21 protein-coding genes and 1 riboswitch are annotated in these 22,937 nt (G+C 54.3%); of the genes, 5 read left to right on the top strand and 16 right to left on the bottom strand.

Features of this window, described 5'->3' with window-relative positions; translation table 11 throughout:
• Positions 1-11: 11 nt before the first annotated feature.
• Positions 12-1,274, top strand: coding sequence for an enterobactin transporter EntS (entS, locus tag NR302_RS23050; RefSeq protein WP_258145440.1), 1,263 nt, complete (start codon positions 12-14; stop codon positions 1,272-1,274).
• Here the strand turns inward: entS and fepB are convergent.
• From fepB to NR302_RS23100, 10 genes are all read right to left on the bottom strand, one after another.
• Positions 1,271-2,221, bottom strand: coding sequence for a Fe2+-enterobactin ABC transporter substrate-binding protein (gene fepB, locus NR302_RS23055; RefSeq protein ID WP_258145441.1), 951 nt, complete (start codon positions 2,219-2,221; stop codon positions 1,271-1,273). The two genes, entS and fepB, sit on opposite strands and share 4 nt — an antisense overlap.
• 71 nt (positions 2,222-2,292) lie before the next feature.
• Positions 2,293-2,961 (bottom strand): LuxR C-terminal-related transcriptional regulator, encoded by a 669-nt coding sequence (locus tag NR302_RS23060; protein ID WP_258145442.1) that lies wholly within the window; start codon positions 2,959-2,961, stop codon positions 2,293-2,295.
• A gap of 203 nt (positions 2,962-3,164) precedes the next feature.
• Positions 3,165-6,677 (bottom strand): inverse autotransporter beta domain-containing protein, encoded by a 3,513-nt coding sequence (locus tag NR302_RS23065; protein ID WP_258145443.1) that lies wholly within the window; start codon positions 6,675-6,677, stop codon positions 3,165-3,167.
• Positions 6,678-7,035: 358 nt separating this feature from the next.
• Positions 7,036-7,965 (bottom strand): ABC transporter substrate-binding protein, encoded by a 930-nt coding sequence (locus NR302_RS23070; protein ID WP_258145444.1) that lies wholly within the window; start codon positions 7,963-7,965, stop codon positions 7,036-7,038.
• A 9-nt stretch (positions 7,966-7,974) separates the two neighbouring features.
• Positions 7,975-8,709: an ABC transporter permease gene (locus tag NR302_RS23075; protein ID WP_008110724.1), complete on the bottom strand. Its 735-nt coding sequence runs from the start codon at positions 8,707-8,709 to the stop codon at positions 7,975-7,977.
• Complete coding sequence (locus NR302_RS23080; protein WP_258145445.1) at positions 8,693-9,409, bottom strand: ABC transporter ATP-binding protein; 717 nt, start codon at positions 9,407-9,409, stop codon at positions 8,693-8,695. Before NR302_RS23080 ends, NR302_RS23075 begins: the two co-directional genes overlap by 17 nt.
• Positions 9,406-10,371: a HesA/MoeB/ThiF family protein gene (locus NR302_RS23085; protein WP_258145446.1), complete on the bottom strand. Its 966-nt coding sequence runs from the start codon at positions 10,369-10,371 to the stop codon at positions 9,406-9,408. The genes NR302_RS23080 and NR302_RS23085 overlap by 4 nt, the downstream gene beginning before the upstream one ends.
• 11 nt (positions 10,372-10,382) lie before the next feature.
• Positions 10,383-11,141: a thiazole synthase gene (locus NR302_RS23090; RefSeq protein ID WP_258145447.1), complete on the bottom strand. Its 759-nt coding sequence runs from the start codon at positions 11,139-11,141 to the stop codon at positions 10,383-10,385.
• Between the two features lie 3 nt (positions 11,142-11,144).
• The gene (gene thiS, locus NR302_RS23095) at positions 11,145-11,342 is read right to left on the bottom strand and encodes a sulfur carrier protein ThiS (RefSeq protein WP_258145448.1); all 198 of its coding nucleotides are present in this window, start codon (positions 11,340-11,342) and stop codon (positions 11,145-11,147) included.
• Complete coding sequence (locus tag NR302_RS23100; RefSeq protein WP_258145449.1) at positions 11,326-12,270, bottom strand: FAD-dependent oxidoreductase; 945 nt, start codon at positions 12,268-12,270, stop codon at positions 11,326-11,328. Before NR302_RS23100 ends, thiS begins: the two co-directional genes overlap by 17 nt.
• 129 nt (positions 12,271-12,399) lie before the next feature.
• Positions 12,400-12,519: riboswitch (TPP riboswitch) on the bottom strand.
• A 175-nt stretch (positions 12,520-12,694) separates the two neighbouring features.
• On the opposite strand from NR302_RS23100, the gene NR302_RS23105 reads away from it, so the two are divergent.
• The 3 genes from NR302_RS23105 (at position 12,695) to NR302_RS23115 (ending at position 15,219) form a co-directional block, all read left to right on the top strand.
• A complete protein-coding gene (locus tag NR302_RS23105) occupies positions 12,695-13,132 on the top strand; it encodes a 6,7-dimethyl-8-ribityllumazine synthase (RefSeq protein WP_061719087.1) in 438 nt (145 codons plus the stop codon).
• A 425-nt stretch (positions 13,133-13,557) separates the two neighbouring features.
• Entirely contained in the window at positions 13,558-14,631 is a 1,074-nt protein-coding gene (locus tag NR302_RS23110; RefSeq protein WP_258145450.1) for a hypothetical protein, read from the top strand.
• A 57-nt stretch (positions 14,632-14,688) separates the two neighbouring features.
• Positions 14,689-15,219 (top strand): hypothetical protein, encoded by a 531-nt coding sequence (locus NR302_RS23115; RefSeq protein ID WP_258145451.1) that lies wholly within the window; start codon positions 14,689-14,691, stop codon positions 15,217-15,219.
• Positions 15,220-15,247: 28 nt separating this feature from the next.
• Here NR302_RS23115 and NR302_RS23120 read toward each other — a convergent pair whose 3' ends face one another.
• Together NR302_RS23120 and NR302_RS23125 are read right to left on the bottom strand one after the other, a co-directional pair.
• Entirely contained in the window at positions 15,248-16,561 is a 1,314-nt protein-coding gene (locus NR302_RS23120; RefSeq protein WP_258145452.1) for an MFS transporter, read from the bottom strand.
• A gap of 187 nt (positions 16,562-16,748) precedes the next feature.
• Positions 16,749-17,474 (bottom strand): pirin family protein, encoded by a 726-nt coding sequence (locus tag NR302_RS23125; RefSeq protein ID WP_008110708.1) that lies wholly within the window; start codon positions 17,472-17,474, stop codon positions 16,749-16,751.
• Positions 17,475-17,597: 123 nt separating this feature from the next.
• Between NR302_RS23125 and NR302_RS23130 the strand changes: the two genes are divergently transcribed.
• Positions 17,598-18,473, top strand: a complete 876-nt coding sequence (locus tag NR302_RS23130; RefSeq protein ID WP_258145453.1) for a LysR family transcriptional regulator — start codon at positions 17,598-17,600, stop codon at positions 18,471-18,473.
• Positions 18,474-18,575: 102 nt separating this feature from the next.
• Here NR302_RS23130 and NR302_RS23135 read toward each other — a convergent pair whose 3' ends face one another.
• From NR302_RS23135 to NR302_RS23150, 4 genes are all read right to left on the bottom strand, one after another.
• On the bottom strand, positions 18,576-19,808 hold the full coding sequence (locus NR302_RS23135; protein WP_258145454.1) for an MFS transporter: 1,233 nt from the start codon (positions 19,806-19,808) through the stop codon (positions 18,576-18,578).
• Between the two features lie 388 nt (positions 19,809-20,196).
• Complete coding sequence (locus tag NR302_RS23140; RefSeq protein ID WP_258145455.1) at positions 20,197-21,141, bottom strand: ROK family protein; 945 nt, start codon at positions 21,139-21,141, stop codon at positions 20,197-20,199.
• Positions 21,138-22,004 (bottom strand): ABC transporter permease, encoded by an 867-nt coding sequence (locus tag NR302_RS23145; protein ID WP_258145456.1) that lies wholly within the window; start codon positions 22,002-22,004, stop codon positions 21,138-21,140. Before NR302_RS23145 ends, NR302_RS23140 begins: the two co-directional genes overlap by 4 nt.
• The gene (locus NR302_RS23150) at positions 22,004-22,924 is read right to left on the bottom strand and encodes an ABC transporter permease (RefSeq protein WP_258145457.1); all 921 of its coding nucleotides are present in this window, start codon (positions 22,922-22,924) and stop codon (positions 22,004-22,006) included. Before NR302_RS23150 ends, NR302_RS23145 begins: the two co-directional genes overlap by 1 nt.
• Between the last annotated feature and the right edge of the window lie 13 nt (positions 22,925-22,937).

The following is a 22,937-nucleotide window of genomic DNA, read 5'->3' on the forward strand; positions in this document are numbered from 1 at the left end:
ACTGGAGAATCATGGCTAAGCCCTCGATATTCTTAGATTTCAGTTTGCTCAAAAACAACGCATCGTTCCGCGCGATATTCTGCGCGCGCATGCTCTCGGTATTCGCCCTTGGCATGCTGGCGGTTGGCGTGCCGGTGCAGATTCAGGCAATGACCGGCTCCACGCTGCAGGTCGGCGTGGCGGTAATGCTCGACGGCATCGGCATGTTCATCGGCCTGCTGCTCGGCGGCGTGCTGGCCGATCGCTACGATCGTCGCAAGTTAATCCTGTTCGCGCGCGGCACCTGCGGCATCGGCTTTGTGCTGCTCAGCCTCAACGCCTTCAGCCCAGCGCCGTCGTTGCTGGCGCTCTACTTCCTCGCCTTCTGGGATGGCTTCTTTGGCGCGCTTGGCATGACAGCGCTAATGGCGGTGATCCCATTAATCGTTGGCCGTGAACATCTGGCAGAAGCCGGTGCGCTCAGCATGCTGACGGTGCGCCTCGGCGCAATTTTGTCGCCCGCGCTCGGCGGTATGATCATCGTCGCGGCGGGAGTCGGTTGGGCCTTTGCAGTCGCCGCGATGGGCACGCTGGCGACGCTGATTCCGCTGGTGCGTTTACCGTCGATGAAGCCCGAACAGCAGGAACCCGAACATCCGCTGCGCGCGCTGGCAAGCGGCATGCAGTTTGTCTGCCAGCATAAAGTGGTTGGCGCGGTAGTGCTGGTTGGCTTGCTGCTCAGTATGGTTGGCGCGGTGCGTATTCTGTTCCCGGCGCTGGCGCTGACCTATCACGCCGATGCGTCCGCATTAGGATTGATGTACTCGGCGGTGCCGCTGGGTGCAATGATCGGTGCCTTTACCAGCGGCTGGGTGCGGCAGTTGGCACGTCCTGGATTGGTGCTGATTGGCTGTGCGCTGCTGGCATTTGCCTGCATCGCCTCGCTCGGTCTTTACAGCCATCTGCTGCCCGCGCTGCTGGCGCTGGTGTGTTACGGCTACAGCAACGCCATCGCCTCGCTGTTGCAGTTTATGCTGACGCAGCATCACACGCCGGATGCGCTGCTGGGACGCGTCAACAGCCTCGGCACCGCGCAGGATGTCACCGGTGATTCCGTTGGGGCATTGGGCTTGGGTGCGCTGGCTCGCGCGTTGGCACCGCTGAGCAGTGTGCTGTGGTTTGGCGGATTGGCGGCGGGATTGCTGGTGCTGCTTTCGCTGGCGGCGCGCGGTCTGCGTACGGCGCGCCTCGGTGAACAACCGGACGCGCCGCAACCCGCTACGGCAGATGCTTAACGGGTAAACTGCCGCTCGATGCTGCTGAGCATATTGCTGGCGCTGTAGTAATCGAGGCGGAAAGTGTCATTACCTACGGCAAAGATGTTGTGCTGCTGCACCGCAGGAAGATGGGCGAGGAACGGATTCTTCGCCACCTGCGGCACGGTTTTCTCATCGGCGGCAAACAACAACAGCGTGTTGCCGGTGATGCCATCCGCCATGTTTTCCCCGTTCAGCTGAATAATGTCATTGCGCTTGCCCATGCTGGTGCTGCCCTGAAAACTGGCGGGCGGCGCGGCCAGTGTGAAGCCCAAATCCTGCAACAGCGCGCCCTGCGCCGATGCTGGCGTCCACAAGTTCATTCCGCGTCCATCTTCGTAATAGACCAGCGCAGAAGTCGGCTGCGGTGGCAGCGTGATCTTATGACGCACCGCGTCTACCCGTTGGTCGAACGCTGCAATCACCTTTTTAGCATCGGCTTCATGGCCGGTAATCTCGCCCAACTGCAAAGCCAGGGCTTGCCAGCTCTTATCGCCGTAATCGATCACTAACACCGGAGCGATGGTTTGCAGCTGATCGTAAAGGCGCAGCGCCGAATCGCCGCCAGTGGCAGCTATCACGATCAAATCTGGCGCTTCGGCGGCAATCGCTTCGGCGTTCGGCTGCGAAATGTAAAGCGGCGTAACCTGACGCGCTTTGGCCACCGCGCTCCATTGCGTGAAAAAGCCCTGCGCATCCGACACGCTGCTGCTGCGGCTGGTGGCACCGGAACCGACCAGCGGCGCGTTAATCGCCAGCAAGGTGCCACTCAGCGTGACGCTGGTAGAAACAATGCGCTGCGGCGGCTGTTGCAGCGTGAACGGGCCTTTGGGTGTGTCGAGGGTGCGCGGCCATGCGGCGCTGGCTTGTACATCGGTGCAAATGAAAAACAGGCTAAGCAGCAGAGAAAGAGCGGGGAAACGCATCAGGTTGTCCATCACTTGATTGTTGAGAATAAATATCACTATCAAAAAAATCAACGTTGGCGCAAGGGAAATCAGCGAATCAAATTTTTTCCTCTGGCGGTGGTGAGAAATAAGTAAAGCTCCTGAGTATTTCTCACACCTAATCGCTTAATCGCCGTTTGTTTTTGCGCAGAGATTGTTTTAACGCTTTTACTAAAACGCTTAGCTATCTCTGTTAATGAATAGCCTTTGAGCATTTCACTCAATACCTGCTTTTCTGCATGTGTTAAGGGTGTGGACGGCGTGCTCATAGGATCAGCGCTGAGCGCGCCAGTGACTACATAAGAATTAACGTAATTTGCGCTCATCACTTCCTGCAATATGCGTTCAGGACATTCACTTCTGAGCAAAATTTTGCAGCGATGCGTGATGAGCGGCATGATTTCTTTATAGTGCTTCTCTTCAGACATAATAAAAACGGGTGTATTTTTAAACCTTAGTGCCGTTGTCACCGCATGAACATTTTTCTGATCTTGCGCACCAGAATAGCCAATAAAAACAGCATCGTATTCTCCATCCTCTATCTCGTTAAGTGTATGTTCAGTCGAGTTATAGTGTGAATGCAAAGCGATACACTCCCTTGCATTAAGCGATAACGCGAGTCCATGTGAAAAAACCGGCCACTCATCAATAATCATCACTTTATTTAAAACACCACTGCCGCGAGTGATGTTTTTCTTTACGGAGTTTTCTCTCATCATATTATCCCTACTCGCCTTAAGTTGATGAGAGGCTAATAAAGCCTCAGGGCATTAACGAGTGAATAGATGTGAAACGTTGTGATTAATGGATATTTCATACCCTTATCAGCGTGTTAAAAATTAAAAGCCCAGCCATGTAACTTCCTGACTGGGCTTGATTTTTCCCATTAACATCTTGGGAAGCTCGATTCTGGTTTTATTCGCTAACCGTGATGGCTACTGCAAACAATATCCATCGGATTGGTTGCGGAGAAGAATCCCGTTTGACCATTACTGCCGTTCATATAGGAGTTGTAGCTCGGGCCATTACTCTCATCTTTTGCCCACATCATGTAGGGTAACGCGTTGCCCCATTCCGACCACAGCGTGCCCACTCCGCGAACATTCGTGCCAAGCGACATCTTACTCAGTTCAGGCATGTCGTTATCATCTGAGCCATTGCATAAGATCGGGAGATAACTCGCCGGCCCTTGCCTACCAACGGGATTGAACCACTCATTGATGCGGAAACGATAACTTGTATTTGCCCCGCCCTGTTTCGCCGTGGCGGTAATGACAATATCTTTTCCTGCGGCTGATTTATCGCCAATGGTCACAACACCGTTGGCATCAACCGAAACTGCGGAGGTATTGCCCGCATCCCAATCAAAATCCGAGGGATCAGCATCTTTCAAATGGACTTTAAATGAAGCGCCTGGATAAGCCGTGCGTGGGAAGCCGCTGTCACTATTGAAGCTGTGTGAATTCGCCTCCAGATGATCGACTTCGACAACACCTGAATTAAAATTCAGCACCAGCGGTTGAGTTCCTGCAAGGTCACGTCCTTCAAACTGCATCGTCAAGGTATAGGTGTCATTTTTACTGCCCTCAAAGGTGGCAATATAAATTCCTCTCGTTGAGCGCATTGCAAATGGCGTAGCCGATGCTGCAGAGCCGTTCTGAGCCGTGACACGCACCGAAAGTTTAGGGGTGATATTGTTCACCAGTTGACCTTGCGCATCGCGGGCAACAAACGTCAACGTAGAGCTGACAATATCCTCTTTTTGTCGGGAATCGGTTTGGGCAGTAAAGGTCGATTGCGCACCATCCGGTGAATCATAGAGTAAGACGGTGGTAGCAATCTTATCGATGATCTTACCGTTGATTTTCGCTGTGATGGTATAAGCATCCGCCTGAGTGCCGTGCACTGTTGCCGTGTAATAGCCTGCGGAGCCGTGATCCTTAATGTTATCAACAACAATTTCACTGCCCGTAGCAGATCCATTTGAGGCTTTGACATCAAACGCCAATTTATCCCCTAAGCCGTTAATCGGTTGGCTTTGCTTGTCCACTGCGTAAAAGTTTAGCGTTGCTGAATCGCGATGTGTGGCAATGAAAACCGGGTCAACATCGAGGGTTGAAGCGGTATCGTCAATATCCACATCTGATGCTTCAATCAAGGTTACGTTGGCAATAAGGTTGCTGAGTTCAGCTCCATCAAAACGCGGCGTTATTGAATACGTACCCGCCGCACTCCCTTTTAACGTGGTGGTGTAAATACCGCGCTGACTGCTTTCTACCAGCTTATCCAGAGAAATGCCTGAACCCACTTCGCTGCCGTCGGCGGCTCGCGCAGCCAGCGTCAGACGATCGGCAATACCCATCACCGGTTTACCTTGCGCATCAAAGGCGCTAAACGTCAGCGCTGAAGTTGTCACGTCATCAGCTGGAATGGAGGTGGGTGTTGCGATCCAGGTTGAACGGGAAGCATCCGGCACACTGTTACCCGTCAGATTGACGGAAGCGCTCAGATGGTTCATCGGCACACCGCTAAACGTTGGCGTGATGACGTAGGCATCCGCTTGCGTAGCCTTCAATGTGGTTTGATATTTGCCACCGGCACGCGTTTCAGTTATCGGACCAAAAGTCACGGTCGCGCCTGCATCCGCGCCATGGCTGTCTTTAACCGCCAATCCCAGCTTATCCGCAATACCACTGATGGGATTCCCTGCCGCATCTTTGGCCGTGAATGACAAAATCGGTGCGTCTGAATTTTCGTCCGCGACATCCATTGATGACTCGCTGCTGTCTGGTAAATCTTTCAACACATTCACCGTGACATCAGCTAAGGCGATACCTTTCACCGTTGGCGTGAGGATCAGTGGCTGTTCCTGCGCGCCGGAGGTTAATACCAGCTCAAACACACCCGCGGACTTGCGTTCAGGGCTGGACAATGTCGCACCTTGTACTTGTCGCGCCGCTTTGAAAGTAACTGCAATGTCAGCCGTATCGACGTCAACAGGTTGCTGTTGGTCATCACGCACGCTGAGCGTCATTACCAGCTTGCTCTGCCCATCCGCTGGCAATGCGCCGTCAATAGGTGTTAACACGCTGTTTTGCAAGCTGATGGCGGGTGAATTTACCTCGATAACGGTTTCACTGCGTGCCGAGCGATTCCCTTTGCTATCCACCGCCACGCCATGCAAGGTATAGCGATTGACCGCGTCAGGTCCCGATTTCCATGCTGGGAAAACCACACTGTGGCTCGCCCCTTCCGACAATATTTGCCCTCCCGCCGCAGTCAGCTCTGCCGCCGTCCAGTCAATATGATGCAAACCGTGTTTACTGTTGACCTGCACATTTACAGGTTTTTGTTCGCCGCTGCGCCCCTGAATACTTTTAACTACATTTAGTGAAATCACCTCTTTCTTACGATAGTCCAACACGATGTTGTTATTACGTGCGACTAAATCGTAGCGGCTACCTGAGAGACTGCGCATACCCGCTACACGATCAGAATTGATCTGCTGCTGCCAGGAAAGGCCAAGCTGATAGTTCATTTCCAGACCAAAGCGTGTGTCGTGCGCGCCGCTTTGTCCTTGTCGCTGTTCGGCGCTGAGGGTGAAAAGTGGGATTGGCGTATAAGTGATGCCCGCAGTGATAGCTCGCGGATCTTTCTGGCGATTATCACGGCCAAAAAGCGCCACTTCATCACCATAATATTGCTCGTAAGTGAGTTTGCCGCCAAGTTGTGCATAAGCTGGTAACCAGCCTTCAGCGCGAATATCCCATCCGTTGGCGGGTCTCTCCTGATAATCTTCGAGGTCTGGTGAATCTCTCCAGCTAGTCAGGCGATGATAACTATTAGCGCTAAATTTCAGGAAGTCGCGCCAATATTCCGCACCAAAGCCTACACGCGCATGCTGCCTGGAAATATCGTAATCAATAAAGCTGTTAAGACCGAACATCCAGTTATTATTGAACTGGCGATAACCCAAACCGAGATTGGATTGACTACGATCGTCACTGCGATGCAGGCTGGCTTGCGTAAACAGCAGCTTATCCGGGCTTTCATAGAAAGGCACCATCAGGTCAAATTGTGAGTTCTTCAGAGAGAAGTTGTTATCCACATCCAGCTGCACGCGTGCCGTACCAAACTGGCTGAGCCATTGCTGCGCCTGCGCACCGGCTTCTCCTGTCGCGTAATTCCGCAGCATTGAGTTGGCGACATCACTATCAGGATTGTTGGCGAGGAAGCTACCGGCACTGTTTGCCACCCCAGCCAGAGTTCGGGTTTGCTGGTCTTCCTCATCCGCCTGACGAACCATTTCACTACTTTGCGCACGCGCGGGCAGTACTGCGAGGGTTGATATAATCGGTAAAGTGCATTGCACGCAAATATTCATCCAGCTGACGAATTTTAAGCCGGAAGATAATTTGCCATTTTTATTTTTCATTTTCTGACCAATCATTGAAAATATTGCAGTTATATAAATCCGTTATGTCTTGCAGAATTAACAATCTTTATTTGGTTGATTCAATCCATTAATAATTCCCTAATCGATTAATCCTTTTTCGAAGCGTAATGGATGAGCAGAGAGATGACTTGTGAAACGTTGTTAATTTTCATCATCAACGTCCGGATGACATTTAACACATGTTAAATGTTATAAATCATAGTGTTATTGACAGACTTTACGATGGAGAGGATGATAAAGAGGTAAAAAAAGAAGCTTTTGAAGAAGTAAACACCCTATTCACAGCAACAAAATATGAATAGGGAATTTTAGATTAACGTCGCACGAACAGAATTAATTAAAGGGAATAACGCCCCATCGGCGCCACAGCCTTAATCACGCCATTGGCTTTCATATATTCACCAAACGCCTGATAGCGTGCCTGATCAAACTCCGCGCTATGCTGCGCGAAATAAGGCAACGTCGCCTGCCACGCCTCGTGATTGAGCGGCGTATTCAGCTCGGGATATTGCTTAATAAACGCCTGCCACGCTTCCTGCGGATGCGCGCGCAGCCACGCCACACCTGCATCCAAACCACGTAAAAACGCCGGAATACGTTTGTCCTGCGCAGCAGTTTTCTGGTTTGCCACAATAATCAGCTCGTCATACGCAGGCACGCCGTAATCTTCCGGCTTGAACACCGTTGGCTTCGCGCCTTTGTCTTTCAGATCCAGCAGCTCGTAGTTGCGGAAGATAGTCATCGCGCCATCAATCTTGTGCGTCAGCAGCGCGGAGGTGCCATCCATATTCAGGTTGATAAGCTTCACCGAGTCAGCATCAACGCCCTGTGATTTCAGCATATTACGGATCGCCACATCTTCGGTTCCCGGCACCGCGTAGCCGATGGTTTTGCCAGCGAAATCTTTAAGCGAGTGGATATCATTCGACACCGTGGTCAGCGTATTCAGCGGCTGATTAATCAACGTGCCGACGCGGATCACCGGCACCTCTTTATCCACCAGCGTGTAGAGCTGCGGCTGGTAGCTGATGGCGAGATCGACTTTGCCCGCCGCCAGCAGCAATGGCACCGAAGCGGAATCGGCCGGCGCGATCATCTCCACATCCAGCCCTTCTTTCTTAAACGCGCCGCTGTGCTGGGCAGCAAAAATCGCCGCGTGGTTGGGGTTGATAAACCAGTCGAGCAGCAGGCGAACTTTCTCCGCAGCCTGCACGTTGGCGGTCGCCAGCAGCAGCAACGCGGTCAATGCGATTCGTAGGGTATTCACGGTACTTCCTTATGTAGATTGCCAGAGGATTTTCTTACGCATCAGCGCCACGCTGCCCGAGAGCAGCAGCGCCAGAATCAGTAACAGCAGCAGTGCCGCGAAGCTGGTGGCGGTTTCCAGTCGCGCGTTGGATTGCATCATCAGATAGCCGAGTCCTTCGCTGGCGCCGACCCATTCACCAATCACCACGCCAATCGGCGCCAGCACTACCGCCATCTGCAGGCCGGAGAAAAATTGCGGTAACGCGGCGGGCCAGCGCACGCGCCAGAAGATGCGGAAGCGCGATGACGTGCTGGTTTGCGCCAGTTCCAGCCAGCCGCTGGGCGTGCGGCACAGCCCATCGAACAGTGATAAGCACAGCGGGAAGAACAGGATCAAGGCCGCCACCACCACTTTCGAGGCGATACCAAAGCCGAGCCACAGCACCAGCAGCGGCGCGAGGGCAAACACCGGTATCGCCTGGCTGGCGGTGACCAGCGGAAACAGCACGCGACGCAGCAGCGGACTGGCCGCCATCAGCACCGCCAGCGTCACACCCGCGCCGACACCCAGCAGTAGCGCCAGCACAATTTCCGCCAGCGTATAGAGCGCGTGATGCCATAGCAGTTGACGATGCAGCCAAAGCGCTTCAAGCACTGCCTGCGGCGCGGGCAGCAGGAAGGTTGGCACGCCGCTGTGACGCGCCAGCAACCAGCCACACAGCAGCACCACGATCAGGTAGATCGCGCTAAACAATGTTTTCATGGGTATTCAGTCGGGAGAAGAGTTGAGCCTGCGCCTGCAGCACGTCGGGATGGTCAAACGCACGCGGCGCGTCACCGCCGGGAGCCGGCCAGCTTTCGATGGCTAGCGGCTGGCCTTGCAGCAGCAGAATGTCATCGGCCATGCGGCACGCTTCCAGCGGATCGTGCGTCACCAGCAGCACGGTTTTGCCCTGCAGTAATTCGGCAGTCAGCGTTTGCAGGCTGAGTTTGGTCATCACATCCAGCGTGGCGAAAGGTTCATCCATCAGCACCACGTCGCGCTGCGCATAGAGCGTGCGTGCCAGCGCCACGCGTTGCCGCATGCCGCCCGAAAGTTGCTGCGGCGGCGCATGCGCTACGTCACTGAGTTTCACCTGCTCCAGCAACGCCAGCGCGCGCGGACGATCCGGCTTTTCGCCGCTGAGCCGCGCCGACAGCATCACGTTGTCGAGCACGTTCAACCACGGATAGAGCAGATCCTGCTGGCCCATCCACGCCACATTGCCGCTTAAGCCCTGCACCGCGCCCTGCTGCGGCTTGAGCAATCCGGCCACCAGCCGCAGTAGCGTACTTTTGCCGATGCCGCTGCGTCCCAGCATTACCGTGGTTTTGCCGCCGCGCAGTTGCAGATTCAGCCGTTGGCACAGTGGTTTGTCGCCCCAGCTAAAACTCACATCGTTGAAGAGAATGTCCTGATTCATGGGCGATTGGCCGCCAGAATCGCCAGCTGATGAAATCCACGCTGCGCCAGCGCGCTGGCGGCCTGCGCGGCGCGGATGCCGCTGGCGCACACCAGCACGATGCGCTGCTGGGCGGGCGGCTGCCACGCCGCAATCTCCTGCGGCAAAATGCGCTCAACGTAATGCGCCACGCTGACCGGCGCCTCTTCACAGCTGCGCAGTTCAACAATGCAGTCATCCGCGGCCAGCTGTTGCGGGTCAATAAACGGCACCGCATGTTCCGGCTCTTCCGCATCATCAAAGCGGAACTGGCGGAAATGCCAGTTCACGAAGTCGCAATTCACCAGACAACCAAGCGGTGAAGGCTGCAATTCCAGCAGAACGCTGAGCGCCATCTGCGCCTGCATCGCGCCGAGCGTCGCCACCGCCGGGCCCATCACGCCGGCGGTGTTGCAGTTCGCCGCCGATGACGGCAAGCGCGGGAATACCGCGCGATAACTCGGCGATCCGCCACAGAATCCGCCAACGTAACCTTGCCTGCCCAACACCGAGGCGCTGATCAGCGGAATACCCGCCTTCATGCAGGCATCCGAAAGTTGGTAGGTGACGGCAAAGTTATCGGCGGCGTCGATCACCAGATCGCATCCCGCCAGCGCCCGCTGCACATTGCTGGCGCTCAGCGACTGCTGCAGCGCCTCGATCTGCACTTGCGGATTGAGCTGCTGCAAAGCGTACTGCGCGCGCAGCACTTTGGACTGGTCGATATCCTGCTCAGTAAACAGCGTTTGCCGATGCAGGTTATGCAGCGCCACTACATCGTCGTCATACAGTCGAATATGGCCAACGCCCGCGCCCACCAGCTGCGGCAATAACGTGGCACCCAATCCGCCCGCGCCCGCCACCAGCACGCGCGCGTCGAGCAGCTTCTGCTGCCCTGCTTCGCCGATTTCCGGCAGCATCATCTGGCGTTGATAACGTTGCATGTTTTCCTGCCTCAACTCAGATTTGCCAGGCCAAAGATCGGCGTGGACGCAGCGGCCATGTCGCGCTTCTCCATCAGTCCGGCAGCGCCTGCGGCTTGCCCGGCTTCAACCGCCAGACGGAAGGCGTTGGCCATGCCGATCGGATCACCGGCTTTGGCGACGGCGGTGTTGAGCAAAATGCCATCAAAGCCCATCTCCATCGCCTGCGCGGCCTGCGACGGCGCGCCAATGCCAGCATCAATGATCAGCGGAATGTCACTGAACCATGCACGCATGGCGCGCAGGCCGTCGATGTTGCGCAAGCCCTGACCGGAACCAATTGGCGCGCCCCATGGCATCAACAGTTCGCAGCCCGCCGCCAGCAGCTTTTCGCCAACGATCAGATCTTCAGTTGTGTACGGAAACACCTGAAAACCCTCTGCGCTGAGGATGCGCGCGGCTTCCACCAGCGCGAAAGGATCGGGCTGCAGCGTGTCGGCGTGACCAATCACTTCCAGCTTGATCCACGCGGTGTTGAACAGTTCGCGCGCCATGTGCGCGGTGGTGACGGCTTCTTTCACCGTGTGACAACCGGCGGTATTCGGTAACACGCGGATATTGAGGCCGGTTAGCAATTCACGGAAAGCCGCGCCCGCCGCGCCTTCGCGCCGCAAACTGACAGTGATGATGTCGGTGCCGGAGGCGGCAATCGCCTGCTGCAAAATGGCGGGTGAAGGATAACCGGCGGTGCCGAGCAGGAAGCGTGATTGCGGCTCAAAATCGTAAAACATCGCTTAACCTCCCTGCATCGGTGACAGCACTTCAAGCTGGCAACCTTCATCCAGCAACTGCGAGTGGTACTGGCTTTTTGGCACAAACGCACCGTTGTAGGCGGTGGCGACGCAGGCCGCGTCAATTTGCTGCTCGATCAGCAATTCGCTCAGGCTTTTTGCCTGCGTGCTGATGAGGCGGCCGTTAAGCTGAATGTTCATTTTTAAGTTCCCCAGAAAGACGCTGCATCAGCTGCTCTGCCAGCATCGGTGCCAGCAGAAAACCGTGGCGATACATGCCGTTGAGATAAAAGGTGTGATTGTGATAGTGGATTTCCGGCAGATTCGCTGGATAAGCCGGACGCAGCCCGCTGCCGCTCTCAATGACGCGCGCTTCGGCTAAGGCCGGATGGATGGCGTAGGCGGCGCTGAGCAACTCCATCATGGCGCGCGCGCTGATGGCGCTGGCGTCGTCGCTCTCGATCATGGTGGCGCCGAGCATAAAGTGGCCGCCGCGACGCGGCACCAGATAGCAGGGAAAACGCGGATGCAGCAGACGAATTGGGCGGGAAAACTGCACTTCATCGCTGTGCAGAATCAGCATTTCGCCGCGCACCGCACGCAGGCGCGGCAGTTCCGGCGCGGCGTGGATGCCTCGACAATCGATAATCTGGCCGCTCGGCGCGTGATTGTTGAATGGCACGCCGCGCGCGATCAGCTTGTCTCGCATCTCCTGCAACGCCAGACGCGGATCGAGATGCGCTTCCCCGGCGAAAAACAGACCACGCGCAAAGCGTCCTTCCAGCGCCGGTTCGATGTCGGCGGGATCGACCCATTGGTGCTGCTCGGTCATACGGGAGAAACGGTTGAGTTCCTGGCTATCGCGCGGCGGCGCAACCACCAACGTGCCCTGATGCTTGACGCTGCTGACGCGCTGTTGCCACCATGCGGCGGCGTGTTGTCCAAGGGTGATGACGTCGCGCGGCGCGCTTTCGGCTTCACACCAGGGCGCCAGCATGCCGCCTGCAAACCACGATGCCGGGCGGCGCGCATCATCGCCAATCACCTCGACGTCTTCGCCGCGTTCCGCCAGCAAGGTGGCCACGCACAAACCCGCCACGCCGCAGCCGAGCACGCTCCAGCGGCTCACAGCGCCGGTTCCGGGATGTTCAAAAAGGGGGAGTTCACATCGGCCTCTCAGTGTTAGCTGAGACCCGCAGATACAGGAGAAGGGAAATGGCGCAACCATCAAGCTAGCCTGAGCGCCAGACAGCCCAAAGAACAAGACTGTCAGTCTTCCTACGCCAGTATCAACTGGGTCAGGTTCAAAGGGTCGCTAAGCCGCGCAGTGCGCTATTAGCCTCTCAGTCTCTTTGGCGAGACTCCCCCGACGCGTCTATTTGTATTGCAGGCGATGGTCGCCGTCAAGCGCGGAATAACCAGATCGTTTACAGGGAAATAAGCAGCAAGGCATTTATCGCTACCTGGGCTTTGTGGATCACAAACGTAACATATGGTATACAAACACATTATTTTATGCGCAAGAACCAATTACAGGTGATGTCGGAATATCCATGAAGAATATTAAAATTGCATTTATTAAAGCCGGCTGGCACAAAGAAATTGTCCATAATGCCTTGGTGGGATTTGAAAAAGAATTAGCTGATCAATCCGTAGAAGCGGAATTAAAAGTGCTGGAAGTGCCTGGCGCATTTGAAATGCCGCTGCTGGCTAAGCGTCTGGCCGAAACCGGCAAATACGATGCGATTGTCTGCGCCGCGCTGGTGGTTGACGGCGGTATCTATCGCCATGATTTCGTTGCCGCTGCAGTGGTTGATGGACTGATGAATGTGCAGTTGACCACCAACGTGCCGGTGTTCTCCGTGTCATTAACGCCGCATAATTTCCAGCCGGTTGATGTTATCGAAAACTTCTATACCGAGCATTTCATCAAGAAAGGCAAAGAAGCGGCGCGCGCTGCGCTGGCTATTCACAATCTGTCGATTGATTGATGCATTAAGGGTCACTTCACGCATCTTGTATGAAGTGACCTCCAAGCAAGCACTTCCCTTCAGATCATTAAATCTATAATAGTAACAATTATTTGATACTCTAACTCTATGAAATTTATATTAATAAGATATTATATTTAAATTTCACGCACTTCAATAATTTTTAGTTATTAAGCTATTATTTGGCATGCAAAAGCACGCGAAGGCAATTGAGATCCCTTTGTTTTTTATAATTATCACCCTCATTTAAAAAAGCCAATAATAATAAAAATAGAAACAAATATTTCTAACAGTGTCTTGAAGTTACTATTTACTTATCTAATATAACCGTAGCGGGACGTTGATGCGGCGTCACGATTTCGCCCCAGTCTCGCCACACCCTTTGAAGACTATTTGATAATCTTTTCCATTAAAGAGGCATAGTTATGTCTATTCCACTCACCGCTCCAAATGTTCTCACTATTCTTGCTCTTTGTGGAACCGCCGGAATGATAGGTCAGGGAATTCGCGCAACGATTGGCCTGCATAAAGCGGGATATTTAAATTTAGATGGTAATGCAGCCAAAGCAGATTTTAATGCCAGTTATTTGATGGTCACATTGATGATAGGTTTTATCGCGGGATGCATGTCTGGGATCGCACTTGGATTAAATGATCTGAATGGTGAAATAGATGCAAAAAAACTGTTAGCGTTGGTTGCTGCCGGATATGCTGGGGTTGATTTTATTGAGGGTGCATTTAACTCTGTTGTGAAAACCAGTACTGGAAGCCAGCCACAACAGATAAATAGCGATGTTGCCAGTAGTGATTCTGACAATCCAACACTCAGTAAGCTATCAAGTTCAATAACCTCAAATTTCATTGCAATACCACCTGCTGAGCCGCTCGCAATTGCTCTCAAGAAAGTCAGCCCAGGATTGGATACAGATAGGTGGGTTCCTGCACTCAACTATGCTTTTGAGAAATTCGAAATAAACAGCGATCGCCGTATTGCCGCTGCCATAGGCCAATTCATGGTTGAGGCAGGCCCGACCTTCCATGAAATCAAAGAGAATATGCGTTATACGACGCTACGCCAGCTCATGCGCATTTTCGACAGGCATTTCGCCAATGAACAAGAGGCACAAACCTATTTAGGACAAGACCAAAAATTAGGCAATTTAGTGTATGCCAATCGACTCGGAAATGGCGATGTTGCTTCGGGTGATGGTTTTCGCTATCGCGGACGAGGTCTCATTCAGCTAACAGGTAAGGCTGAATACCAGGAATTTGCCAATTATGTGAATCTACCTGTTGAAGAGGCCGCCGAATGGTGTGAAACGGAACAAGGTGCAGCCTCTTCTGCATGTTGGTATCTGAAAACACGAAATTGCCTGCCAGATGCTGATCGCTGGGATATAGATGCATTAACCACCAAAGTTAATGGTAAAGCAAAAGTGGATTTGGCGAAAAGAATCGAGTATGCGGAAAAAATATTAACAATCATAGCAAGAAAATAGTTTTATTTCTTTATTTTAAGCAAGAGGAACAATAAAAAATCAACCCGTGGTGAAAAAATGTCAATAAAAGAGAACATCGAAAACAACCTAATAATCTGGTTTTTAACATCATTGTTAGGTGGCTTCCTTGCAGGAATCGCCACCTATAAGGCAATAATTGAAATTGCACACCTTGAGGTTGTACCTCAAGGTCAATGTACGATCGCTGATGTAAGAAAAAAAGAAGAAATTGATGTACCCATGAAGTCGTATACCATCGAGGCATTCTCCCCTCAAATATTGGACTCTGAAAACATTACAGTCTCTTATCTTGGCGATAAATATAGTTATGATAGTATAAATAAATCTGTGAGTTTATTTATTAACTACCCACAAAATAAAAACATCAAAATAACTGAAAAAAATTATGCCTCGATCGCTTTTGAATCTAAAAACATTTGGTTAACACAAGGTAAAGATACCCATTTTTACCTGGGTGAGTTGGGCGAATTCAAAGCAACCTTGAAAGACTTATTTTTCGATCAGGATGGCCATATAAGCCGATTGGTTATTGAAATTGCAGTTTTAAAAGACAATGTAAAACAGTGAAGGCAGTCTTATCCTGCCTTACCTGAATTCAATGTTTTACACCCATCAAATGATTTTCTTTCATAGGTCGGCGCGTTTCAGATGGATTGATATCGCACTCTTTCGGCAGTAACAGCGTAAATATTCCCGCGATCACCAGCGAACCCGCCAGCCAGCAGATCGCCACGTTTTGGCTATACAGCAGCGTCATGATCCCAACCAAGTACGGTCCACAGAATCCACCCAGATTACCCAACCCATTGATTACGCCACGTGCACTGCCCGCCACTTCTGGCGCAGCGATACGTCCGGGAATCGACCAGAATGGGCTGGTTGCTGCCTTGAGGAAGAAGCCGCACACCACCAGCGCGATATAGGCGGCGACGACGTTGTCATGCAGCACCACCGACGCCAGCAAGGCAGCGGCAAAGCAGAACAGCGACACCATCACCCACAAACGGCGCTTGCCGGTGCGATCGCTTAACCATGAAATGGCGTAGATGCCGAGCACCGTTGCCACAAAAGGAATCGCCGCCAGCAGGCCAACGCCCGCCATGTTGGTGCCGGTGAGATTTTTCAGGATACTCGGCAGCCACAGCGTGTAACCGTAATCGCCGGTTTGATAGAAGAAGTTGAGCGCCACCAATTTCATCAGGCCCGAGTTGCGAAACACCGCTTTCAACGGCGCTTTGCTGACCGGTTCCTTCTTAAGATGCTGAGCCTTTTCGCGCGCCAGTTCGCGCAGCAAATATTCCTTTTCACGTGCCGGTAACCAGCGCGCCTCTTCTGGACGATCGGCGATCACCAGCCACCATACCAGCAGCACTACGGCGGAAAGCAGGCCTTCAATAATGAACAGCCAGCGCCAGTCCAGCACATTGATGATGTAACCCGATATCGGCGCGGTAAACATGCCGCCTAACGGCGCAAACATCATGACAAAGGCGTTGGCGCGTCCCAGCTCCTTTTCCGGGAACCAGTTGCTGACCATGGTTAACACCACCGGCAGCATGCCGCCTTCGGAAATCCCCAGCACGAAACGCAGCGCCAGCAATTGATAGTGATTGGTGACAAAACCGGTGGCGATCGACACCACCATCCACGCGGTCAGCGACCAGGCAATAAAGCGTTTGCCGCTGCCATTGACCGCGATACGTCCGCCTGGCACCTGTAAAAACAGATAACCGATAAAGAAGATGCCGCTCACCACGCCGGCCATTTGGCTGGTGATCGCCAAATCCTGATCCATGCCGCCAGGCAGCGCAAAGCTGATATTGACGCGATCCATGAATGAGACAATGCAGGTGATGAGAATCGGGGCGATGACGCGATACCAGCGCGTTCCGGGGATTTTTTCTTGCATGCTGCCCTCTCCATGTTAAGCCGTGATGCTTAGGTTCATTGGCTAACTATTAAAGAGAGTATGGAAATAATTATTGCGATCTTAATCACTGCAATTAATGTTAAGAAAAAGTGTTACAACTGCTGTGATCGCGCATAAAAAAAAGCAGCGCGATGGCTCGCACTGCTCTTTGTTCTCTTTTTAATCATTAACGCTGCGGATGATTCACTTCCAGCGGACGCAAATCAAACACCAGCACTTCCGCATCATCACCATTAGCAAACTGCAGCGCGCTTTCGTTGCGAACGCGTGCGCCATCGCCTTCTTTGAACTTCACGCCGTTCACTTCGATGCTGCCGCGTGCTACGTGAATGTAGGCGTAACGATCGGCATCCAGCGCGAGGGTTTGCTGCTCGACACCGTCAAACAGTCCGGCATAAATGCGGATATCCTGACGCACGCTGAGTGAACCGTTTTCCCCTTCCGGCGAAATAATCAGGCGCAGCTGACCGCGTTTGTCACTTTCCGAGACCGAAACCTGCTGATAACCCGGAGGTGAATTACGTTCGCCAGGCACGATCCAGATCTGCAGAAAGTGCACGTTATCCGTTTTCGAGTGGTTGAACTCGCTGTGTGTGACGCCGCTACCGGCGCTCATTAGCTGCACATCACCCGGCACAATCACCGAACCGGTGCCCATGGAATCTTTATGCTCCAGCGCGCCTTCCAGTACGTAGGAGATGATCTCCATGTTGTTGTGCGGATGCGCGCCAAAGCCGCGACCCGGTGCAACGCGGTCATCATTGATCACCAGCAAGTCTGAGAAGCCGGTTTGTTTTGGATCCCAGTAACTGGCGAAAGAGAACGTATGATGCGAATTCAACCAACCGTGGTCACCTACTCCGCGTTGTTCTGACAGGCGTTGTTCAATCATGGTCTGCTCCTCAAATTTGCTGTTGGGGGGCGATTGCCCTTCCCGTTGCAGATAAGTATACGTAAACTGATTTGCCTAACAATGCGTCATAATGACAATGACTGTCACCGATAAGTGGACAATATGCAGATTGAAGATCTCCGCATTTATGTAGCCGTGATTAAAGCCGGTAACTTCACCGCCGCCGCTGAACAACTGATGCTGTCGAAACAGTATGTCAGTCGCCGCATCGCCGCGCTGGAGGAGTCGCTTGGCGCGCGGCTGCTGAATCGCAACACGCGTAAGCTGTCGGTGACCGATAACGGCCAGCTGTTTGCCCAGCATGCGCAGCGCATTCTGGATGATGTGCAGGAAGCCGAGCTGGCGGTATCGGGACGTCGCCAGGTGTTACAAGGCAGCTTCCGCCTGAGCGTACCGATGTCGTTTGGCATCAGCCATCTGTCGCCGTTTATTGCCGAGTTTCTTAGCTTGCATCCGGGTTTGCAGTTTCAGGTTGAGTTGGCGGATCGGCATGTCGATATGGTCGGCGAAGGGTTTGATATGGCGATTCGCATCGGTACGCTGCCCGATTCGAGTTTGATCGCTAAGCGGCTGGGCGAGTTTCGCCGCGTGATCTGCGCCAGCCCGGCCTACCTGCAAGGCGCAGGCGCGCCGCGCACGCCGGAAGCACTGAGCGAACATTTATGTTTACGCTACGGACGCGAAAGCCAAACCGGCTGGGAATTGTTTAATGGCGACCAGCGCAAAGTGATCAGCGTGCATGGGCCGATGGTGAGTAACAACGGGGAAATGCTGCGTGATGCGGCGGTTGCCGGGTTGGGTTTGATTCTGCTGCCGGAGTTTATTGTGGCGCCAGCGCTGGCAAGCGGTGAGCTGGTGACGGTGTTAGAAGAGTGGCAACCGACCTCCCTGCATCTCAATGCGCTCTATCCGCAGCATCGCCAACGCAGTGAGATCAATCGAGTGTTTATGGCATTTTTGCAGCAGAAGTTAGCGTGATTGGACCAGGTGCGCATAAATGCGCACCCTACAAAACCTAAAACCCTATAATCGCGCATCCCACGCTTTCGTAGGGTCGCCATTCATGGCGACCGAAACGTGTTAATGACTTTCGTGCGCAAAGGTAATTGATTTGCGGCGTGCATCGCGCATCGCTACGGCATGAATCAACAGACCCAACACCGCCAAAATCGCGCCCACCCAACCGGTAGATTGCCATCCTAAACCCGCTGAAATGGTCACGCCGCCCAGCCAAGCGCCAAGCGCGTTGGCGAGGTTAAACGCCGAATGGTTCATCGCCGCCGCCATGGTTTGCGCGTCACCGGCGACATCCATCAAACGGATCTGCAGCACCGCTGCCAGCGCCACCATGGTGCCCACCAGCATCACGTTGATGGCACCTGCCAGCGCATAGTGTGCAGCAAACACGAAGGCGCTGAGCACCAGAAATGACCAGATCAGCAAAATGCGGATGGTCTTTTCAATGCCGCGATCGGCCAGACGACCACCGGCGATGTTGCCGATAATCATGCCTAAACCAAACAGCGCCAGCACCGCCGGGATCCAGCTCACCGGCATCTGCGCCAGTTCGGTCATGGTCGGTTTCACGTAGCTAAATACCGAGAACAATCCACCGCTGCCCACCGCGCCAATCGCCAGCGTCAGCAAGACCTGTTTGCGCGTCAGCGCGGACAATTCGCGCAACGGGCTGGCATTTTTGTCGCCCGCCACGTTCGGCACCCACAGCCAAATCAACAGCAACGTCACCAATGCCAGACCGCCGACAATCGCGAAGGCATCGCGCCAGCCAAACCATTGGCCGATTGCCGTCACGGCGGGCACGCCGAGTAAGTTGGCGATGGTCAGGCCAAACAGCACCATCGATACCGCTTGCGCGCGTTTGCGCCGTTCCACCAAACCGGCTGCGACTAAAGCCGCCACGCCGAAGAAGGTGCCGTGCGGGAAACCGGCGAGGAAACGCGCCAGCAGCATTGAGTAGTACCCCGGCGCAATGGCGCTCAGCAGGTTACCGGCGGCAAACAGGCCCATCAGCGTCATCAGGAAATTACGGCGTGAGGCGCGTGCGCCCAGTACCGCCAGCAGCGGCGCACCGATGACCACGCCAAGCGCATAGATACTGATGAGATGCCCCGCCGAGGGGATCGATACGTCGAGACCTTTAGCTGCATCGGGCAGCAGGCCCATGATGACGAATTCGCCGGTACCAATGGCAAAGCCGCCGGTGCCGAGCGCGAACAAGGCTTTTAGCACGCTCTGACGCGGCAGCGATGCCTCATCCGGCAGCTGAGTAAGTTGGGGTTGTACTGATGACATGAGTTTTCCGAACCGCAAGTGAAGAACTCAGCCAGGATCGTGGGCGCTTAACGCGACAGCCATCGTCGAGACCGAGAAGTATGAGCGGCGTATGATAGCGCAAAAATGTGTGAAGGGTTGGCGTTACGGTGCGGCTGAGGTCACCATGAATGGCGACCCTACAAAGGTTTGGTGCGTTTTTCGTAGGGTGCGCATTTATGCGCACCTGGTTCAATGATGCATCGTTCTGCCGGGGCAGCAGCGCTTCGGCTGAGGTCGCCATAAATGGCGACCCTACAAGGATTGGTGCGTTTATGCGCACCTGGTTCAATGATACATCGTTCTGCCGGGACAGCAGCGCTTCGGCTGAGGTCGCCATGAATGGCGGCCCTACAATGGATTGGTGCGTTTATGCGCACCTGGTTAAATCACGCGCCAACAGGGCGGCGCCCATCATGCCGCCGTGATGCGCGAACTCGCCTGGCACCACCAACTGATGCGCGGTGCGGCGCAGCACGTAGCTCTGCACCACCTCATCTAACGCCGCGATCAATGGAGCCACTGATGCCAATCCGCCGCCAACCGCCACGCGCGACGCGCCTGTGATGTTGATGCTGTACGCCAGCGGCTGCCCGACAATTTGCAGCCATGCCTGAATGGTTTGCTGCGCCTGCACATCCTGCTGCTGCCAGCGTTCAATGATCTCCACGCTGCTCGCCGTGCGGTCGTGCAACGTTTGATGCAGATTTTCCAGCCCACGCGCGCCACCGTAGCTGTCGAGACAGCCTTTTTGGCCGCACGGACACGCTTTGCGCGGCAGTCGACGCGTGACGCCATCGATCTCCACTTCGGTTAGCGTGATCGGCCCATGTCCCCATTCGCCGGTCAAACCGTTCTGCCCGGTGATGATGCGGCCATCCGCCACCAATCCGCCGCCAACGCCCGAACCGAGAATCGCGCCAAATACCACTTTGTGTCCTTTGCCCACGCCCGCCAGCGCTTCCGCCAACGTGAAACAGTCGGCATCGTTATGCACTATCACCTCGCGTTGCAGGATCGCGCCAAGCTCTTTTGCCAGACGGCGCTGATGAAACGCGGGAATATTGCTGGCAAACATCTCGCCGGAATCGGGTGCCACAATGCCGGCGGTAGAGATCGCCACCGGACTGCTGGCGGTAAAATGCAGGTGATGTTGGGCAATCATGCTGCTCACCAGCGCGGTGAACTCGTCCCAGCTTGCCGCCGGGATTTTTTGCTGATCGAGAAGGGTTAATTCATCCTGCGCATTCATTACGCCTAACTTAATAAAAGAGCCGCCCAGATCGAGGCAAATCACCGCAGATTGTTTACTCATAAACGTTTATCCATCACATCACGCAAACCGTCGCCCAGCACATTGAAGCCCAGCACGGTAATCAAAATCGCCAATCCGGGGAAGAGAGACACATAAATATTCAGGCCGAGGAAGTTGCGTCCATCGCTCATCATGGTGCCCCATTCCGGCATCGGGGGCTGCACGCCTAAACCGAGGAATGACAGGCTAGCGGCAGACAGCACCACCGCGCCGGCCGTCAGCGTTGATTGCACAATCAGCGGGCCAATTGAGTTACGCAGAATATAGTGGGTAATGATGCGCGGATAGCGCACGCCGAGCATATGCGCCGCTTCAATGTACTCCATGTTCTTCAGGCCCAGCGTCAGGTTGCGGCTCAAACGCGCATAGACCGGAATCGAGAACAGCGAGATGGCGATCAGCATATTGGTCAGCCCTTCACCAAGTACGCTAACAATCAAAATCGCCAGCACGATGCCGGGAAAGGCGAAGATGATATCCATCACCCACATGATCAGCGCATCAATTTTGCGTCCGGCTAAACCAGAAATGATGCCAAGCGGAATGCCGATCACCATTGAGATGGCGACGCTGAGGCTCACTTCAAACAGCGTGATGCGCGCGCCGTAAATCACGCGCGAGAAAATGTCGCGGCCATAATCGTCGGTGCCAAACCAGTGTGCGGCCGACGGCGCTTGCAAGGTATTCAGCAGATCCTGCTCCACCGGATCCCAATGGGTAATCAGCGGAGCCAGCGCGGCGGCCAGCACCACCAGCAGCACTAACGCACCGCCGATAGCAATCGAAGGATTCGCCATCAGGATGCTGATCGGGTGTCGGCTGCGCGAACGCGGCGGCAGCACGGAAGTTTCAATGCTGTTCATCAGTCGAACCTTATTTTTGGATTGAGCAGGCCAATCAGGATTTCACCGAACAGATTCATCAGCACCACGCCGGTAACCGCCACCAGCGTCACGCCCTGAATCACTGGATAATCGCGGTAGCGCACCGAATCCACCAGCAGGCGGCCAATACCGGGCCAATTGAATACCGATTCGGTCACCACCGCGCCGCCAATCAGGCTGCCGAAGTTGAGCGCCACGATGGTGACAATCGGGATCAGCGCATTACGCAGCGCATGTTTCCAGTTAATGCTGGCGGAGGATAAACCCTTGGCTTTGGCGGTGCGGATGTAATCCTGACTCAGCACATCCAGCATGCTGGAACGTGTCATGCGCGCAATCATCGCCATCGGCAAGATCGCCAGCGTGACGGTAGGCATGATGTAGTTTTTCCACGAATCGGCACCTAACAGCGGTAACCAGCCCAGCTCAACGGCGAAGTAATTCATCGCCAGCAGCGCCAGCCAGAAGTTGGCAATCGATGCACCGGCAATGGTCAGCACCATCACGATTTGATCCGGAATGCGCTGGCGATAGATGGCGCCGGTCATGCCCGCCGGAACACCAATTGCAATCGCCAGCAGATATGCCAGCGCCGCCAGCGATAAGGTGTACGGCAACCGCTCGCTGATCTCGGTCATCACCGGACGCTGCGACTGCAACGACAAGCCAAGGTTGCCGTGCAGCGCTTCCGCCGCGAATTTGACATATTGCAGCGGCAGCGGCTGATCCAGCCCCAGCCGCACGCGCATATTGTCCACCGCTTCCTGCGGCGCTTCCGGCCCCGCCATCAGCCGCGCCGGATCGCCCGGCAGCGCGCGGATGGCGATGAAAACGATGATCGACACGCCGAAAATGATTAACGGCAGCGAAAGCACCTTTTTTGCGACGTACGCTTTCATATCACATCAACCA

Source organism: Pantoea sp. SOD02, from assembly GCF_024707505.1.
GTDB lineage: Bacteria > Pseudomonadota > Gammaproteobacteria > Enterobacterales > Enterobacteriaceae > Pantoea > Pantoea symbiotica.

Excerpts from the sequence above, each read along its gene's own strand:
- entS (WP_258145440.1), top strand. The coding sequence starts at position 12 with ATGGCTAAGCCCTCGATATTCTTAGATTTCAGTTTGCTCAAAAACAAC.
- fepB (WP_258145441.1), bottom strand. The coding sequence starts at position 2,221 with ATGCGTTTCCCCGCTCTTTCTCTGCTGCTTAGCCTGTTTTTCATTTGC.
- NR302_RS23060 (WP_258145442.1), bottom strand. The coding sequence starts at position 2,961 with ATGATGAGAGAAAACTCCGTAAAGAAAAACATCACTCGCGGCAGTGGT.
- NR302_RS23065 (WP_258145443.1), bottom strand. The coding sequence starts at position 6,677 with ATGAAAAATAAAAATGGCAAATTATCTTCCGGCTTAAAATTCGTCAGC.
- NR302_RS23075 (WP_008110724.1), bottom strand. The coding sequence starts at position 8,709 with ATGAAAACATTGTTTAGCGCGATCTACCTGATCGTGGTGCTGCTGTGT.
- NR302_RS23080 (WP_258145445.1), bottom strand. The coding sequence starts at position 9,409 with ATGAATCAGGACATTCTCTTCAACGATGTGAGTTTTAGCTGGGGCGAC.
- NR302_RS23085 (WP_258145446.1), bottom strand. The coding sequence starts at position 10,371 with ATGCAACGTTATCAACGCCAGATGATGCTGCCGGAAATCGGCGAAGCA.
- NR302_RS23090 (WP_258145447.1), bottom strand. The coding sequence starts at position 11,141 with ATGTTTTACGATTTTGAGCCGCAATCACGCTTCCTGCTCGGCACCGCC.
- thiS (WP_258145448.1), bottom strand. The coding sequence starts at position 11,342 with ATGAACATTCAGCTTAACGGCCGCCTCATCAGCACGCAGGCAAAAAGC.
- NR302_RS23105 (WP_061719087.1), top strand. The coding sequence starts at position 12,695 with ATGAAGAATATTAAAATTGCATTTATTAAAGCCGGCTGGCACAAAGAA.
- NR302_RS23110 (WP_258145450.1), top strand. The coding sequence starts at position 13,558 with ATGTCTATTCCACTCACCGCTCCAAATGTTCTCACTATTCTTGCTCTT.
- NR302_RS23115 (WP_258145451.1), top strand. The coding sequence starts at position 14,689 with ATGTCAATAAAAGAGAACATCGAAAACAACCTAATAATCTGGTTTTTA.
- NR302_RS23120 (WP_258145452.1), bottom strand. The coding sequence starts at position 16,561 with ATGCAAGAAAAAATCCCCGGAACGCGCTGGTATCGCGTCATCGCCCCG.
- NR302_RS23125 (WP_008110708.1), bottom strand. The coding sequence starts at position 17,474 with ATGATTGAACAACGCCTGTCAGAACAACGCGGAGTAGGTGACCACGGT.
- NR302_RS23130 (WP_258145453.1), top strand. The coding sequence starts at position 17,598 with ATGCAGATTGAAGATCTCCGCATTTATGTAGCCGTGATTAAAGCCGGT.
- NR302_RS23135 (WP_258145454.1), bottom strand. The coding sequence starts at position 19,808 with ATGTCATCAGTACAACCCCAACTTACTCAGCTGCCGGATGAGGCATCG.
- NR302_RS23140 (WP_258145455.1), bottom strand. The coding sequence starts at position 21,141 with ATGAGTAAACAATCTGCGGTGATTTGCCTCGATCTGGGCGGCTCTTTT.
- NR302_RS23145 (WP_258145456.1), bottom strand. The coding sequence starts at position 22,004 with ATGAACAGCATTGAAACTTCCGTGCTGCCGCCGCGTTCGCGCAGCCGA.
- NR302_RS23150 (WP_258145457.1), bottom strand. The coding sequence starts at position 22,924 with ATGAAAGCGTACGTCGCAAAAAAGGTGCTTTCGCTGCCGTTAATCATT.